Annotated in this window: 13 protein-coding genes, 1 tRNA gene and 3 pseudogenes; 7 read left to right on the forward strand and 10 right to left on the reverse strand. The window is 70.1% G+C overall.

The features are described from left to right. Positions 1–734: 734 nt before the first annotated feature. Positions 735–1073: a peptidase inhibitor family I36 protein gene (locus tag ABZU99_RS21615; protein ID WP_356046643.1), complete on the reverse strand. Its 339-nt coding sequence runs from the start codon at positions 1071–1073 to the stop codon at positions 735–737. A 563-nt stretch (positions 1074–1636) separates the two neighbouring features. On the opposite strand from ABZU99_RS21615, the pseudogene ABZU99_RS21620 reads away from it, so the two are divergent. Beyond that, positions 1637–1781, forward strand: a pseudogene (locus ABZU99_RS21620) (IS5/IS1182 family transposase); the annotation flags it as partial. A 398-nt stretch (positions 1782–2179) separates the two neighbouring features. On the opposite strand, the gene ABZU99_RS21625 reads toward ABZU99_RS21620, so the two are convergent. The 4 genes and pseudogenes from ABZU99_RS21625 to ABZU99_RS21640 form a co-directional block, all read right to left on the reverse strand. Then, positions 2180–3832, reverse strand: coding sequence for a long-chain fatty acid--CoA ligase (locus ABZU99_RS21625; protein WP_356046645.1), 1653 nt, complete (start codon positions 3830–3832; stop codon positions 2180–2182). Between the two features lie 112 nt (positions 3833–3944). Beyond that, positions 3945–4475 (reverse strand): SigE family RNA polymerase sigma factor, encoded by a 531-nt coding sequence (locus ABZU99_RS21630; RefSeq protein ID WP_355951578.1) that lies wholly within the window; start codon positions 4473–4475, stop codon positions 3945–3947. A gap of 259 nt (positions 4476–4734) precedes the next feature. Continuing rightward, positions 4735–5586: a DUF1906 domain-containing protein gene (locus tag ABZU99_RS21635; protein ID WP_355951581.1), complete on the reverse strand. Its 852-nt coding sequence runs from the start codon at positions 5584–5586 to the stop codon at positions 4735–4737. Positions 5587–5639: 53 nt separating this feature from the next. After that, positions 5640–6243: pseudogene (locus tag ABZU99_RS21640) on the reverse strand (hypothetical protein); the annotation flags it as partial. A gap of 801 nt (positions 6244–7044) precedes the next feature. Here ABZU99_RS21640 and ABZU99_RS21645 point away from each other — a divergent pair. Together ABZU99_RS21645 and ABZU99_RS21650 are read left to right on the forward strand one after the other, a co-directional pair. Beyond that, positions 7045–7929, forward strand: a complete 885-nt coding sequence (locus ABZU99_RS21645) for a bifunctional DNA primase/polymerase (protein ID WP_356046647.1) — start codon at positions 7045–7047, stop codon at positions 7927–7929. A gap of 191 nt (positions 7930–8120) precedes the next feature. Next, positions 8121–8789: a hypothetical protein gene (locus tag ABZU99_RS21650; RefSeq protein ID WP_356046649.1), complete on the forward strand. Its 669-nt coding sequence runs from the start codon at positions 8121–8123 to the stop codon at positions 8787–8789. 35 nt (positions 8790–8824) lie between these two features. Here the strand turns inward: ABZU99_RS21650 and ABZU99_RS21655 are convergent. Together ABZU99_RS21655 and ABZU99_RS21660 are read right to left on the reverse strand one after the other, a co-directional pair. After that, positions 8825–9106 (reverse strand): annotated as a pseudogene (locus tag ABZU99_RS21655) (glyoxalase/bleomycin resistance/dioxygenase family protein); the annotation flags it as partial. 165 nt (positions 9107–9271) lie between these two features. Beyond that, positions 9272–9760: an N-acetyltransferase gene (locus tag ABZU99_RS21660; RefSeq protein ID WP_356046748.1), complete on the reverse strand. Its 489-nt coding sequence runs from the start codon at positions 9758–9760 to the stop codon at positions 9272–9274. A gap of 56 nt (positions 9761–9816) precedes the next feature. Here ABZU99_RS21660 and ABZU99_RS21665 point away from each other — a divergent pair, with 56 nt between their 5' ends. Next, complete coding sequence (locus tag ABZU99_RS21665) at positions 9817–10248, forward strand: hypothetical protein (protein ID WP_356046651.1); 432 nt, start codon at positions 9817–9819, stop codon at positions 10246–10248. Between the two features lie 59 nt (positions 10249–10307). Here the strand turns inward: ABZU99_RS21665 and ABZU99_RS21670 are convergent, their stop codons facing one another. From ABZU99_RS21670 to ABZU99_RS21680, 3 genes are all read right to left on the reverse strand, one after another. Continuing rightward, complete coding sequence (locus ABZU99_RS21670; protein WP_356046653.1) at positions 10308–10883, reverse strand: hypothetical protein; 576 nt, start codon at positions 10881–10883, stop codon at positions 10308–10310. A 253-nt stretch (positions 10884–11136) separates the two neighbouring features. Beyond that, positions 11137–11223: transfer RNA gene (locus ABZU99_RS21675), tRNA-Ser, on the reverse strand. Between the two features lie 39 nt (positions 11224–11262). After that, complete coding sequence (locus ABZU99_RS21680; RefSeq protein WP_356046655.1) at positions 11263–12831, reverse strand: trypsin-like peptidase domain-containing protein; 1569 nt, start codon at positions 12829–12831, stop codon at positions 11263–11265. A gap of 217 nt (positions 12832–13048) precedes the next feature. On the opposite strand from ABZU99_RS21680, the gene ABZU99_RS21685 reads away from it, so the two are divergent. The 3 genes from ABZU99_RS21685 to ABZU99_RS21695 all read left to right on the forward strand — a co-directional run bounded on the left by ABZU99_RS21685 (position 13049) and on the right by ABZU99_RS21695 (position 15741). Further along, complete coding sequence (locus ABZU99_RS21685; protein WP_356046657.1) at positions 13049–13882, forward strand: glycerophosphodiester phosphodiesterase; 834 nt, start codon at positions 13049–13051, stop codon at positions 13880–13882. A 65-nt stretch (positions 13883–13947) separates the two neighbouring features. Continuing rightward, the gene (locus tag ABZU99_RS21690) at positions 13948–14616 is read left to right on the forward strand and encodes an ATP-binding protein (RefSeq protein WP_356046750.1); all 669 of its coding nucleotides are present in this window, start codon (positions 13948–13950) and stop codon (positions 14614–14616) included. A 156-nt stretch (positions 14617–14772) separates the two neighbouring features. Then, on the forward strand, positions 14773–15741 hold the full coding sequence (locus tag ABZU99_RS21695) for a DUF5926 family protein (protein ID WP_355951595.1): 969 nt from the start codon (positions 14773–14775) through the stop codon (positions 15739–15741). Positions 15742–15864: the final 123 nt, after the last annotated feature.

A 15864-nucleotide genomic window follows, 5' to 3' on the forward strand; every position in this document is an offset into this window, starting at 1 on the left:
AGCCGCGCGTGGCCCGTGAGGTCACCGACCAGCTCGCGCAGGACCATCCGGACCGGGCGACGTCGGTTCAGACCGTGCGCAGCAACCTGGTGACCCTCGTCAAGAAGAACGCCGTCGAGAAGTCACACCAGCAGGGGTCGGCCATGTCCACCGCGTTCGCCGACACGGCCGCCACGGCCGCTGCGGACGATGTTGCCGGTGGCGTTTGCGGACGATGCTGCCGGTGGCGTTGCCGAAGAGGCTCCCGAGACGGCGGCCGAGAAGGTTCCGGCGGAGGTCTAGCGTCCGCTGCGGCCCGCCCGGGCGCCCGCGACGGCCCGGTGGGCCGAGCGCCGCAGGTGCCCGGGCAGCAACACGGTGCCGACGAGGAGTTGGAAGGCCGCCAGCGCGTAGCCGAACGGATAGTCCTCCCCCCAGGCCCCAGCTCAGGGTGCCCGCGACGCCCCCGGCTCCCGGCCAGGCGATGGCCGCGCACGGCAGTGCGGCCCGCGTCCTTGCCACCCCGTAGGCGGCCACGGCTCCCAGACCCGGACCAGCGGCCACGACACTCAGCTCGGCGCGGGCGCCCAGAAAAGCCGCGGCGAGTACGCAGGCAACCGCGTCCATTTGTGGATATCGCGATGCCAGGGCGATATTCGGCGGAGTAAATTGGAATCTCCGTCCGTCACTTCACGAACTCTGAGCGGTTCCGGTAACTCGCGCCCGAAAGCCCTTGGCCGGCGTTCCGGTTCGGGCTAGCAGGTGGGGCGAGGGGAGATCGTGAAGGAGGTCATCCTGTCGTTCAGATTCGAGGCGATGGCCGCGGCCGACCCCCCGGCCGGCACCGCAGTCATGCAGCCCCGGTAGTTCGAGTCGCTGTACAAAGTGATCCAGGACGTGGTGCGATTCCAGTACGACGTCGTCCTATCGTTCATGAAATCACCGATGTTGGGCACACTGCCCCGCGCCGCGTAGAACCGGCCGGTGTAGCTGCTGTTCTGCCAGACACAGAAGTATCCAACCTGACACTGCTCGGGTGATGCCGCGGCCGATGGAGCGTTGACGATTCCCATGCCCGCAGCAGCGGCGAACACTGCTGCGGCCGTGGCGAGGCGGACATTTCTTGGTTGTGTGCGTAACATTTTTGGTTTTCCCCTCGTTCGGCTGATTCCCACGATACCGACCACAGATGCCGGTTAGCGGTGACGGTATTTCAATTTACCGGAGCAATATGAGCGTTGGTAGGGTGCCACATGCCCCGGATACTCTACGTGCGGGACTGTCACGGGCCCGGTGGACTTCTCAGCCAGGTGCTAAGAGCTGTGTTTATGTGGCTACTCGATAGCGGTTGGCTTCGTAACTCGACGGGCGGGATGTGGCCTACATCACTGTGAAGTCACCGATTGTTGTACCAGTCGAGCCACTGCTGCGGCTTAAAACCGATCGTTGACTCCATTCCTGGAGCAAGCCGCGCGTCCGGCGTTCTGCGAGACGGTTCCGACAGACTATGGGTGGACCCGACGCCCAATCAATCCGCAATGACGGTAGAACAACAACTATCCGAAATGTGAAGCCCCCGGCGGGCTGCCCGTGCCGCATCCGCGGCGGGAAGACCGCGACGAAGTACCACACCGCCCGCTCATCCTCGTCCCCGCGGGTCACCGCCGCCAGCGTCCAGGACTTCCGCGGCGGCATCCCGCCTCCTGGATCACCTCGCCACACACCAGCCCAGCATCTCCAAAGCCTTCACTGACGCCGGCTACAAGAACACCGCCGTCGAGCACGCCGCCACCCGCGGCATCGGTCAGCGCTGTCCACGGGGGCATAGCGGGGGCGGGTCTGGTCACGGTCTCTCCGGCGGCAGGCGGGCACCCGAGGCAACCACGTCCCGGGCAACCGGTGCAATGAAATCCCTGGCCCGCCCGGCGGCCCGGCGGGACATCGCTGGTGGTGCGCTGGTGGGGCGCAGCTCACCGCTCCTGCTGATGGCGGATGACCGTCAACCGCGTGCTCCGCCGGGCGGTCCGGGCACCCGGGAGAGGCGGCCGGACCATCCAGCCGGACGGTCACTGGGTGTCGGGTGTGCTCGTGCGGCGCTGACGGCGGGGCCCGCCGAAGAGCGAGTTCCGTCGGTTCCGCTGGTACGAAGGGGCGCGGGCCAACCGGCCCGCGCCCCGTTCGCGCCCCACCCGGCCGTTCTTCAGCCGAGGGTGGTCACATCCAGCTCCCCGTCCGCGTACTGCTTGCGGATCACCTTCTTGTCGAACTTCCCCACACTCGTCTTCGGCACCGCCGGGATCAGCGCCCAGTGCTCCGGCAGCTGCCAGCGTGCGACCCGCTCGGCGAGGAACGCCCGCAGCTCCTTGTAGCCGACCGTGCCACCCTCCTTCAGCACGACCGTGGCGAGCGGGCGCTCGCCCCACTTCTCGTCCGGCACCGCCACCACCGCCGCCTCCGCGACCTCCGGATGACCCATCAGCTGGTTCTCCAGCTCGACGGACGAGATCCACTCACCGCCTGACTTGATGACGTCCTTCGCCCGGTCGGTCAGCGTCAGAAAGCCGTCGGGCGAGATCGTGCCGACGTCGCCGGTCTTCAGCCAGCCGTCCTCGGTGAACTTGTCCTCGGGGCGGAACGGCTCGCCGTCCACCCCTCCGTAGTACGCGCCCGCGATCCAGGGCCCGCGCACCTCCAGCTCGCCCGTCGTCCTCCCGTCCCAGGCCGCGCGCTCGCCGTCGGGCGAGGTCAGCCGGGCCTCCACGGAAGCGGGGAAGCGGCCCTGGGATATCCGGTAGGGCCACGCGTCCTCCGCCGAGAGGCCGCCGGGCGGATGGGCCATGGAACCGAGCGGCGAGGTCTCCGTCATGCCCCACGCGTGCACGACACGGATGCCGTGGCGCTCCTCGAACGCCTTCATCAGGGCGGGCGGACAGGCCGCGCCACCGATGTAGACATGGCCCAGCGAGGACACATCGGGCCGCTTCGCGTCGAGCTCGGCGAGCAGCCCCTGCCAGATGGTGGGGACGGCGGCGGCGATCGTCGGACGCTCACGCTCGATCATCTCGGCGAGCGGCTCGGGCTGCAGAAAACGGTCGGGCATCAGCATCGAGGCGCCCGCCATGAAGGCGGCATGCGGAGTCCCCCAGGCATTCGCGTGGAACATGGGCACCACGGGCAACAGGGTGTCCCGCTGGGACATCGCGAAGGACTCGGTGCTGTTGACCTGCATCGAGTGCAGATAAATGGAACGGTGACTGTAGGCCACCCCCTTGGGGTTCCCGGTCGTCCCCGAGGTGTAGCAGAGCGCGGCGGCCTGGCGCTCGTCGATGACCGGCCAGGCGTAGCGCTGCGGGCGGCCCTCGATCAGCTCCTCGTAGTCGTGGACCCGGGCCCGGCATCCGTCCAGGACCGACCGGTCGCCGGGCCCCGCGACCACGATGTGCTCCACACAGCCGAGGGCGGGGAGGAGCGGCGCGAGCAACGGCAGCACGGAGCCGTTCGCGATGATCACGCGATCGGCGGCGTGGTTCACGACCCAGCTGAGCTGCTCGGCGGGCAGCCGGAGGTTGAGTGTGTGCAGCACGGCGCCCATGGAGGGGACCGCGAGGTACGCCTCCAGATGCTCGCCGTTGTTCCACAGCAGCGTGCCCACGGCCTGTCCCGGCTGGACTCCGAGCTCGTCCCGCAGCGCGTTCGCCAGCTGAATCGACCGCACGCCCACCTCGTGGAAGGTACGGCGCTGTGGCTCACCGTCACCGGTCCAGGTGGTCACGTGCGACGCGCCGTGCACGAGCGCTCCGTGCACAAGGATGCGGGTCACGGTCAGCGGTACATCCTGCATCGTGCTGAGCACCGGGGCCTCCAGGGTTCCGGTTACGCGCGGGTAGGGGTGCCGCCGATTCTGCAGCCGACCGGCCGGTATGTCACTACCCCCCTGGCAGCGCACCGCGAGCTGCCGCGCGCCCTCAGGCGGCGCGGCTGAGCTCCGGGTCCTCGCGGAGCTTGCCGAGGGCGCGCGAGACCGCGCTCTTGACCGTGCCGACGGAGACCCCGAGCACCTCCGCCGTCTGGGCCTCGCTCAGGTCCTCGTAGTACCTGAGGACGACCATGGCCCGCTGACGGTCCGGCAGCCGCCGCACCGCGCGCCACATGGTGTCGTGGAGCACCTGCTGCTCGGCGGGGTCCGGCGCGGGGACCGGATCCGGCTCGGGCAGCTCCTCGCAGGCGAACTCGTCGACCTTGCGCTTGCGCCACTGCGAGGTCCGGGTGTTCACCAGCGCGCGCCGCACATAGCCGTCCAGCGCGTTGTGGTCCTCGATGCGCTCCCACGCGATGTACGTCTTCGTCAGCGCGGTCTGCAGCAGGTCCTCCGCGTCACAGGCGTTGGAGGTCAGCGAGCGGGCGGTGCGCAGCAGCACCGGCCCCCTCGCCCGTACGTACGAGGTGAACGACGGGAACGCGGCGGCGGATGCGCCTGTGCACACGGTCGTGGTCATGGCTCAACGCTAGGAGCGGGGCGGTCACCGCGGATCGGTCGAAGGTGCCGAAGGCGAATCAGCCTCAGGTTGTAGGGGCGGGCTCGGCATCACCTCCTGCGGGGGGAGGGGGCGGGTAGTCCATCAGGGTTTTTCCGGAGGCCGGCGCCCGCGCCGGGGCCCACGACGGGGGTCCGCGCCCGGCCCGCGCAGGGTTTCACGCGCCGGCGGCCGGGACAGCGTCCGTTGCGGTGGCTCCCGCCGGGGCCCGCCCCGCTGCTCAGCTGATGATCGCGACCGGTGCGTCCACCTTGTTGCGGTCGATCCGCAGCTTCCGGCCGCCGTGGGTCACATCCACATTGCCCACGTACTGATGGATGCGGCGGTGCGGATGCCAGGCACTCTTGGGCAGCACCGGCTCCCCGTACAGCGAGGCCTTCTTCTTCCAGCGCGCGAACCACATCACGGAGGGGAGGTCATGGAGCCCGGCCTTCCGGGCCTGTTCCATGTGGCGCACTCCGGACTCGGCGCTGCTGTAGAAACCGGGGAAGAAGCCGCGGGAGCGCACTTCGCGGTTCCAGCCGCGGATGAAGGAGAGAGTGGTGGCGGCGCAGGCCTTGCGCTTCAGGTCGTACGCCTCCATATCGAGGTAGAGCGCGGTGCGCTTCTTCATGGCCAGCGCCTTGGCGCGCTTCACCGCGTCCTTCCCCTCCTTCTTGCCCTGCGAGAAGGGCGCGCTGCCGATGGGGACGTGCTTCTTGTTGGTGTTGCGGACACAGGGGGACTGGGATCCGACGAAGATGGGCAGCACCTTCCACCCCCTGGCCTTGGCCCCGCGCATCCAGGCGGCGCTGAGGTTGGGCTGGCTGGCGCAGGCCCGGCCACGGCCGGCGTAGTAGACGCCGACGGCGCGGTAGCGGGAGCTCTTCCACGCAGTCAGGGTGGCGAGAGACGGTGCGTGGCAGGTGTCGAAGGCCCAGCCCTTGAAGACCTTGGCGCCCAGCGGCCGGGGGTCGGGCAGGATCTCCGCCGAGGAGGCGGGGGCGGCGCCGGCGATCGAGGTGGCCAGCACCGCGATCAGGCCGGCGGTCCAGCCCGTGCATTTCCATCTGCTCTTCCTTCTTCGGTTCATATGACGAGTCAAAGTGGACACCGGACGGACGGAGCCGCAGACACGCGCGCGATTCAGCCGTCTGCGCCGAGGAGAAGCCCGGATGTCGGTACTCCCGTGCCCGCGGTGACCAGGGCGTGAGCAGCGCGCGGGACCTGGTTGACGGCGGTGACGCGTATCTGGCGGACGGCCTCGGCTATCCCGTTCATCCCGTGCGGATACGCCTCGCCGAGCTGGCCGCCGTGCGTATTGAGCGACAGCGCGCCCTCGGCGACGAATCCGCCCGCCTCGCCCCTCCCGCAGTAGCCGAACTCCTCCGACTGCATCAGGCCGTTCGGCCTGATGCAGTCGGAGAGGATGCCCACTTCGATATCGGCCGGGGTCGGCGACCCCGGTGGCGACGGCGAGCGCGGCCTGCTGCACGGTGGCGTGCTGCACGGTGGCGTGCTGCACGGTGGCGTGCTGCACGGTGGCGTGCTGCACGGTGGCGTGCTGCACGGTGGCGCAGGCGCCGCCCCCGCCGTAGTGGACGCGCGAGAAGTAGGTGAGCTCACCGATGCCGCACGCCTGGGCCACGGTGATCTCGGGGCTGGTGTCCATGGTGAAGGTGACCAGCCCGTCCACCTCGGCCGGGCTGAGCCCCGCGTCGTCCAGGGCCGCCTGGACGGCCTCGACGGCATGGACTCGTTGACCGGGCCCCTGCCCTCGCCGCCGCTCGCCGCCGCCCGCCCCTCGTACGCCCTCAGCCCTGCCCTCGCCGCCGCTCGCGGCCGCTCGCCCCTCGTACGCCCTCAGCGGTCCGTACAGCTCATCGTGTGTCATCGCTTCCCCCCGCCGCGGATCCTGCCCCGCCTCTCCCGCGATCTCCTGACACATCTTGTACACCTCGGCGGCCCATCCGGTTCCCGCGAGCGTGACGCCGCTCGCGCCCCCGCCTCGGGATTTTCTGACTATCCGTCAGTCGCATGGCACACGTCAAGCACGCCGCAAAAGCACGATCGCGCGGCGGCATCGATGTGCCACCGCGCGACCGTACGACCTCACCCGTCCTCTTTGCTCAATGAATCACCACAGCTCACTCATCCCGTTCCGGACGCTGACCAGCCCCGCGCGGTGCACTTGAGGACCACCTCCCGGCCGCGCCACACTCCGGACACAAGGCGCGCGGCGCACGCGAGACGGAAGAAGCAGGTCCGGTCCTCTGCCATGTCAGGCCCTCCGATGCTCGGGAAGTCATCGCCGAAGCAGATTTGCCCGCCGAGCCGCGGACGATGCGCCCAGGCCGCCCCAATTACCACGCAAGCATGATGAACCCATTTCAAACGCCCCACACACCCTCGCTCCCCCGGCCACACCCGTGCACCACCCCCGTCCAACGAGCGCGGCCGAGGCAGAACCGGTTCCACACACTTTCGGCCATCCTCAGCGGGTTCTCCGGCCCTCTTCCCATTGCCGAACACTTGTCCGAAAATGGACGACATGGCGACCCTCGCACTCGCCCACGCTCTGGCCGCCGCGGCGCACGGCTTCCGCGTGATCCCGCTGTCCCGCGCGAAGCTGCCCGCCGTGCGCTCCCCTCACCACCGCGACCCCGACCCCCTGCCGTGCCGTGGCGAATGCGGCCGGATCGGCCATGGCGTCCATGACGCGACGGCGGACCCGGAGACGGTCCGCGCACTGTTCGCCGCCGCGCCCTGGGCCACCGGTTACGGCATCGCCTGCGGATGCGCCCCGTACCACCTCATCGGCGTCGACCTCGACCACAAGAACGGAACCGACGGCACCGCCGCGCTCGCCCGGCTGGCCCGCGAGCACGCCTTCGCCGTCCCCCGCACCGTCACCGTGCTCACACCCGGCGGCGGCCGGCATCTGTGGCTGTGCGGCCCGCCCGGCCTCTCCATCCCCAACTCCGCCGGCCGCCTGGCCCTCGGCATCGACATCCGCGGGACCGGCGGCTACCTGGTCGGCCCCGGTTCGTCCACCACACACGGCGGCTACCGGCTCGCACCCGGCTCCCCCGCCTGGACCCCCGCCCCCGTCCCGCCCGCACTCATGCGGCTGCTCCGGCCCCCGCGCCCGGCCCCACCCCGGCCGCACCATCCCGGCTCGCCGCCCTCGGGGCAGCACACCGCCGCGCTCGTACGGTTCGTCCGCGACTCGCGGGAGGGGCAGCGCAACGTCAGGCTGTTCTGGGCCGCCTGCCGCGCGTACGAGACGGGCGCGGGCGCCGAGCTGGCCCCGGCCCTCGTCGAAGCGGCGCTCCATACGGGGCTGCCAGCCCGCGAGGCCCAGGCCACGGTCGCCTCCGCGGCCCGCAGCGCGGCCCGCCGCCTCCGGCCCCCGGACGCGTGCTCGCCCGGGTGAGCGGGGGCTGACGGCGATGAGCGGCGGCATCTCAGGCGCGGCGGCACCGCCCACCACAGGTTTCAGGCCGGATCGCAGAACGCAACGCCGCCTGGCAAGACGGTGCCCCGAAGGCGTGCCACGCTGAAGCCGAGGGGGCGAATGACATGGACGGCATCGCGGGGGCTGTCGGCTCTCAGATTCTCAGCGCAGTGGTCGCCGCAGCGCTCACCGGCGTTGGCGGACTGGTGCGCTGGTTCCTGGTCAGACGGCTGCCCGCGCGCCGAACCTGGCGTTATGCGGATGCGGGCCGGCTCTCCATCGTGTTGGACACCGGGCACGTTGACACGGGTCGCTACCAGCGCCCCATGGCCGGTCTGGGCCAGGTCCGGGCTCTGTCCCTGCTGATCCCCTCCCTCACTCACGTCTACCGGGACCTCGATCTGGAGAAAGTCCGGCTGTCGGCCCATCTGCCAGGCCATGAGATGGAGCATGACCTGCTCGTCCTCGGCGGACCGAAGACCAATGAAGTTGCCCGCCGGCTCCTTGCCGCCATGGCGGGGTCACTGCCCTTCCGGCTGGGCGGGGGAGAGATCACCTGGGACGGAACCGCGTACCGGGGCGAGACCATCGATGGCGAGATCACACGCGACTGCGGCTATGTCGTCAGAGCTCCGCACCCCCTCACCCCGAACAGGCGCGTCGTACTCATCGGGGGCTGGTCCACCTACGGCACCGTGGCGGCCGCCCGTTGGCTGATCGAGAAAGGCGCCGACCGGTCGCTGGCCGCCGATATCGCCGTGCTCGTGGAGGCGTCGGTCCTGCGCGACGGCCACGTGTCCGCGCCTCACCTGCTACGCCAAGCCGACCTCGCCATGTGAGCCCGCGAGGGACTGGGAACTCGCGGAGTCTGCCGTCAGGCTCCGCACGCGCAGCCCGTCGCGGCCTCGGGGACCTCCGCAGCAGCCGGCTGACTCGGGCAGCAGGCGCCGGCGGCGTCGAGAGCCGCGCTCCTGCCCATCTGGTCCGCGTCGCCCTTGACGACGTAGACCTCCCAGGGCTCCTTGCCGGGGGCGTGGACCCAGACCTTGTCCTGGAGGGCGTAGCAGCACGAGGTGTCGTTCTCCTCGAGCGTGGCGAGCCCTGCGCCCTTGAGCCGGTCGGTGGCGGCGGTGACCTGTTCGGTGGAGGAGACTTCCGAACTCAGCCGCCCGTCGTCATCATCCAGGCGCCCGCACCCGCCCCGACCGGCTCTGTGCAAGTGGGCTGTGCCACTGGCCATCGGGCCGGCGGGAGCCGCCGGCGTCCTCGGCCGACGACACGAGCAGGAGAAACACCAGCATGACTGAGCAGGTGACTGAACCTACGTAAGTTCCTTGCGCATCAATGTGCACATCGTTTCGTACCGGCGCACCGATCCATCCGGGGCTCGCTCGTCCCACGAGTCCGGCTGACGGTCGTACGCGACATAGCCCAGTCGCTCGTATAGCGCCCGCGCCCGGGGGTTGTTCTCTTCGACACCTAGCTCGGCCTGCCGCAAACCGCGATTCCTTATACGAAGTTCTGCCGCTCCGATAAGGAACGTGCCGATCCCGCATGACCGCAATGCGGGGTGAACCGCCAGCTGCCAGAGAGTGCCCACGCCCTCCTTGACCTGGTAGTCGACGCCGCCCTTCGCCACGGGAATATCCGTTGCAGGGCAGACCGCAAGGTAGTCGACTTCACCGATCCGGGCACGTTCCAACTGCTTCGCGACGCCTGCCAGGTGGAGATCAGACCCGGGCCACCCGCACGACACCAGATCCGCATGCACCAAATCACGCGCTGACAGCTTCAACACAACGTTGATCATCTTCACCGCCTCCGGCGAGCCAGCATTCACGCCGATCACACGGGCCGCAACGCCGTTTGCTCAGTGCACTCCTGGCCGGCCACGATCTCAAGGTCGTCGGCACGCGGGCCCTCCGCATTGCCCGGTCCCCGCGTGAAACCGTCCCCGAAGACGTCGACACCCTGGCATCCCTGGATCGCCAGCCCACGTACCTGATCGGCGTGGACCTCGGCCGCAAGCACGCCGTGGACGGCGTGGTCGCCCTCCGAGAGGTGGCCCCCTGCATCGACGTGCGGGGAACCGGCGGCCACCTGGTCGGCCCGGGCTCCCTGACTCCCTTCGGCACGTACCGAGTGGTGCCGCACCGCACCTCCGCCGTCCAGCCCGTACCGGCGGCGCTGCTACGGCTGCTGGTGCCACAGGCCGCCCCGCAGCGCTCCCGCGACGCCCCGGCCACCGGAAGCGGTACGTCATCGCACCCCGCTGGGGCGCCGGCTGGGGCGAGCTGATTCTCGCGGGGAGCCGGCCGGAGGTGGGAGCCGGTTGGATGCCCTGATCTTGCTACTGCCTATCTGGTCTTGAATTCGACCTTTCCCGTACTCATTCGGAAGTTCCCGTTCGAGTACAGCGTGGGGCGGGCCTCGACATGGTTGCCGCTGTACTTCTCCACGTGCCGGATCTGGGCACCGCCGGGCACGGTGAAGTCGATCAGGGCAATGGCGACCCAGTAAGACAGGTTACGGTTGTTGAATAGCGGAACCGAGACGATGGAGCCCCGTCCATCAGTGACAACTGCCCGGGCCCCGTAGGACTTGAAGGAACCGGTACCGTTCTCCACCGCGCTGTAGGCACACATGAGGACGAAGCCCTGGAAGTCGGGGCGACGGATCGTGATGGTCTCACGGCCTGGCACCCGGGAGTCGCCGTCCAGGGCGATGTAGGGCGGCGCCGAGGGCGATCCGAGCTGTCGGTAGTAGATGACTTCCTCTGACTTGTTCGGTCGCTTTCCAGGTGGGGTGACAAGACTTCCAGGGACGTAGAGGGCGTAGAGGTCGAGGTCCGCGCCAGCTTGTCGTCGGGCTGCGCTTCCGCCGTTCCACTCAAGTGTGGCCGTCACGACGAGGCTTGGGTCGTCCTTGCGCATGTCAATGGTCGCCTGGCCGGCCTTGGTGAGGGCGACTTTGCCCAGCGGGACGAGAGGGCGAGCCGGTGTCGTCGGCGGGACTGGTGCTGCCACTGCTGAGATGTGCGGTGCGTAGGTGGATGGCGGCGGCGCAGCAGGCGGGCGCCACGTCTGCGCTGACGGTCGGGGAATCACGGGAAACGGCGGTGCCCGACGGGCAGCCTGCATGGCAACGGCCCCCGACCGTCATTCCTGGTCAGGGGCCGTTCACTTGCGGAGGCTGAGGGATTTGAACCCTCGGTGACATCGCTGCCACGACGGTTTTCAAGACCGTTCCCTTAGGCCGCTCGGGCAAGCCTCCCCGCGCCACCCTCGGGGGCGCGGGGATCAGCCTAGCGCGTCAGCTGTCACCCTTGCGCTGCCCCAGGGTGACGTCGACCGTCGACTGCTTGCCGTCACGCTTGTAGGTGAGAGTGACCTTGTCGCCCGGCTTGTGGGTCCAGATCTCGCTGATGAGGGTCGGGCCGCTGTCGATGACCGTGTCGTCGAGCTTGGTGATCACGTCGCCGGACTTGAGGCCCGCCTTGGCGGCCGGGCCGCCGGGGACGACCGCGGGGCTGCCGCCGGCGCCGTTGGAGGCGATGGTGGCGCCCCCGCCGGTGTCCTTCATGTTGACCGTCGCCTCGATGACCGGGTAGACGGGCTTGCCCGTCTTGATCAGCTGCTGGGCGACGTTCTTCGCCTGGTTGATCGGGATGGCGAAGCCGAGGCCGATGCTGCCGGACTGCTGGGACTCGCCGAGGCCGCTGCCGTTTCCGGCCGACTGGATGGCGGAGTTGATGCCGATGACGCCGCCGTCCGCGTTGAGCAGCGGGCCGCCGGAGTTGCCGGGGTTGATGGAGGCGTCGGTCTGCAGGGCGCTCATGTAGGAGGCGTTGCCACCGCCGCCGTCGCTGGAGGCGACCGGGCGGTTCTTGGCGCTCACGATGCCGGTGGTGACGGTGCCGGAGAGGCCGAAGGGGGCGCCGATGGCGACCGTGGCGTCGCCGACCGCGACCTTGTCGGAGTTGCCGAGCGGGAGCGGGTTGAGTTTGGCGTCCGCGGCGTTCTTCAGCTTGATCACGGCGACGTCGTAGCCCTGGGCGCGGCCGACGACCTCGGCGGTGTACCGCTTGCCGTTGGAGAAGGTGGCGGTGAGCTTGCCGTTGTCGGCGGCGGAGGCGACGACGTGGTTGTTGGTGAGGATGTGGCCCTGCTTGTCGTAGACGAAGCCGGTGCCGGTGCCGCCCTGGCCGTTGCTGCCCTGGGCCTCGATGGTGACGACGCTGGGGAGCGTCTTGCCCGCGATGCTCGATACGGAGCCGGGTGCGCGGCTCTCCGCCTTGGGGTTGCCGTAGGCGGAGACGGTGGTGGTGTCGCCCGAGTTCTCCTGGCGGTCGGCGGCCCAGAAGCCGACGCCGCCGCCGATGGCGCCCGCGACGAGCACGGCGGCCAGCACGGCGGCGACGAGCCCGCGGGGCTTGCGCTCGGGGGCCCCGGGCGGCGGCACGGGAGCGGCCCCCCACGGCCCGCCCGGGCCGTCGCCCGAGCCGTCCTGCGGCTGTCCGCCGGGGCCGGACCACCATGTCCCGGGCTGCCCGGCGGGCGCGCCGGAGGCGGGGTCCTGGGCGCCGGACCCGTCGCCCGCGCCGGCCGACGCCGAGGCGGCCGGTGCGGCCGCCGGTGACGTGGGCGGGGGCGCCGACGGGGCCGGGGGCACGGACGAGGGCGCGGGGCCCGTGGCCCCCGCCGATCCGTCCGGGGCCGCGCCTATCGGCCCGCCGGAGGCATCCGGTGCGCCCGAATCCGTGCCCGCGGTGGGCTCGAAGTCCGGCGCGGGCGGCACCGCTGGGTTCGGGTGCGGCGCCGGAGGGGCCGGACGCGGCCCGGCCGCCGGCGGAACGGCAGCGCCCTCGTTCTCGGTGCTCACAGCTCTCTCCTCAGGTGCACGACAGTTTTTCCATGACGGCCCACGTGTACGCATCACCGTCGTCAGCTTTTCCCACGGCGCGTCAGACCACCGTAAGGAGCGGTGGCCCCGTGGACTACCACCCTTTATCCCGGACAATTCGCCCTGCCGCCATTCCGCGCGGCGATCTGCGGGCCCATGTCCACCGGCTCATGCCGGGCGGTGGCACCATAACGCGGTGACCTATGCGCGCCCTTCCCGGGACATCCGCCCCGGTCCGCACACCATCTCCGTGGTCGCCCACCGCGGGGCCTCCCAGGACGCCCCGGAGCACACCCTGGCGGCCTACCGCAAGGCGATCGAGGACGGGGCCGACGCCCTGGAATGTGACGTCCGCCTCACCGCCGACGGCCACCTCGTCTGCGTCCACGACCGCCGCGTCAACCGCACCTCCAACGGCCGGGGCGCGGTCTCCGCGCTGGAGCTGTCCGATCTCGCCGCCCTCGACTTCGGCTCCTGGAAGGGCCAGGCCGCCGACGAGGAGGAGCCGGACCGCGCCAGCCGGGACAGCACGTCCGTGCTCACTCTGGAACGGCTGCTGGGGCTCGTCGCGGATGCCGGGCGCCGCATCGAACTGGCGATCGAGACCAAGCACCCCACCCGGTGGGCAGGTCAGGTGGAGGACCGGCTGCTCACGCTGTTGCGCCGCTACGGACTGGACACGACGCCGCCCGGCGAGCCGTCGCCCGTGCGCGTGATGAGCTTCTCGGCGCGTTCGCTGCACCGCGTGAGGATCGCGGCGCCCGCCATCCCCACCGTCTATCTGATGCAGTTCATGCTGCCGCGCCACCGGGACGGGCAGCTGCCGACGGGGGTGCGGATCGCGGGCCCGAGCATCCGGATCGTCCGCAATCACCCCGAGTACGTGGCGCGGCTGCATCGTGAGGGGCACCGAGTGCACGTGTGGACCGTCGACGAACCGGGGGATGTAGAGCTGTGTGTACACCTCGGGGTCGACGCACTCATCACCAACCGCCCCAAACAGGTGCTGTCACAACTGGGACGCACATAGGGGGCATTACAAGGCGTGCACCGGCGCGTTCGGTAAGTATTCGATCGTGACGAGTGCGTCACACGATGCCACTTGGCCGGTTTCCGTTGCAGCCGGTTGGGGCATCCATCCCGTGGCGTGGGGCTAAGGAGGTCTCGGGGGTGGCGTTGGTGGTGGCACGGCAGGTGCCGACGTCGTCGACCATGGCCGTTCCCCATGGTCCTGCGGGCGTCCGCGCGGCAAGACATTGGATGCGTGGCGATTTGGGCAGGGCTGGGGTAGCGGAATCGGTCATAGACGACGCTGTATTGATCCTTTCAGAACTACTGAGCAACGCGTGGCGACATGGCCGCCCATGGCGCTCCGGCCCTGGTGGCACCACGGTTCGCGCGGCATGGCGCGTCGATGAGGACGACCGGCTGACGGTTGAAGTGACGGATGGTGGTGGCCCCACAAGGCCCCTTCCGGCCAAACCCTCGGTCACCGCGCGCGGCGGTCGCGGACTGAACATCATCATGTCCCTGGCCGAGGACTGGGGCGTACGGGACGGCACCGGTGATGTCACCGTATGGGCCCTTCTGACGAGCAGCACCGGTTTCATCCGGCGTGTCACGATTCCACCGGATCTCGGGCCAGAGCTCGGCTCCGATCTCGGGCCAGAGCTGGGCACGGAGCTGCGCTCGAATCTCGACACGAACATCGATCCCGATTTCGACCGCGAGCTGGACTTCGCCGATCTGGACGAGCTCGCGTAGCCGACGCGGCAAGTGGAGCCGACGAGGTTCGGCCAAAGGGCTAGGCTCGCGCCCGTACCAGTCGTACGAGCCGTACGAGCACCGCCGCGGCCGTACGCGCATCGTCACGGGCGTACGAGCAAGCCCTGAGCCGCACGATCGGGAGACAGCCTCACCATGGCCAAGAAGCGCCGCCCCCAGACCAAGGCCGCAGGCCCACAGGTCGCCACCGGCGACATTCCCGTGGTGGGTGCGCGCGAGCCCTGCCCCTGCGGCTCGGGCCGTCGCTACAAAGCCTGTCACGGCCGGGAAGCCGCACACGCCGTCACCGAGCTGGTGCAGCGCCCCTTCGAAGGGCTCCCCAGCGAATGCGACTGGGTGGCGCTGCGCGAGCTGGTGCCCGCCGCGACCGTCGAGCTGACCCTCGCCGAGGGGCTGCCCGAGGGGGTTCCGTCGGTCACCCTCGCGACCGTGCTGCCCATGGCATGGCCGGCGCTGCGCCGCGACAACGGCGCGGTGCTGATCGGTCTGCAGAACGACACGCCCTCCGGCGACCTCAGCCGCGACCTGGCCGACACCGTGCGCCGCGCGCTCACCGCCGAGCCGGGCACCCCGGTGGCCGCCCAGCGGGCCCCCGTCGACGGTCCGCGGCTGCAGGATCTGCTCGACCCGAAGGGCGCTTTCACGCCGACCCTGCACGAGGGGTTCGAGTTCTGGCTCGAGGACGCCGCGAGTGCCACCGGGGAGGTCGCCGCGTCCCTGGAGCGGGCCAACGCGGCCGCCATCCCGACCGCCCGGCTCGCGGGGGTGGACGCCGCCTACTGGTGCGAGACGCCGGAGAAGAACCACCTGCGCTGGGTGATGGACCACCCGGAGGAGAAGCTGCTCGACGCGCTCGCCCGGCTGCATGCGGCGGGTGCTTCCTCGCTCGGCGAAAACACCCGGCTGGTGGGCTCCTTCCGGGCTCATGGGCTCACGGTGCCGGTGTGGGACCTGCCCCGCGAGATGGGCGCGGAGGACACCGAGAAGCCGGCCGCGGCCCTCGCCGAGCGGCTCGAGGAGGCGCTCGCCTCCGACGCCCCGCTGACGGCAGAGCAGCGGCGTGCCCGCGGTGGTCTCACCAACCGTCAGGTGACGCTCAGCTGACCCCGGTGAGAGGTCGGCGGAGGCCCCGTCGGCGGACGTGACGCCGCTCACAGCCAACTGTTACGGCCAGCAAGTACGCGTCCGGAAATCCGCGATCGAATTTGCTAACAGCCGATCTCTTGT

It is taken from the genome of Streptomyces sp. NPDC005266, from assembly GCF_040607655.1.
Lineage (GTDB): Bacteria > Actinomycetota > Actinomycetes > Streptomycetales > Streptomycetaceae > Streptomyces.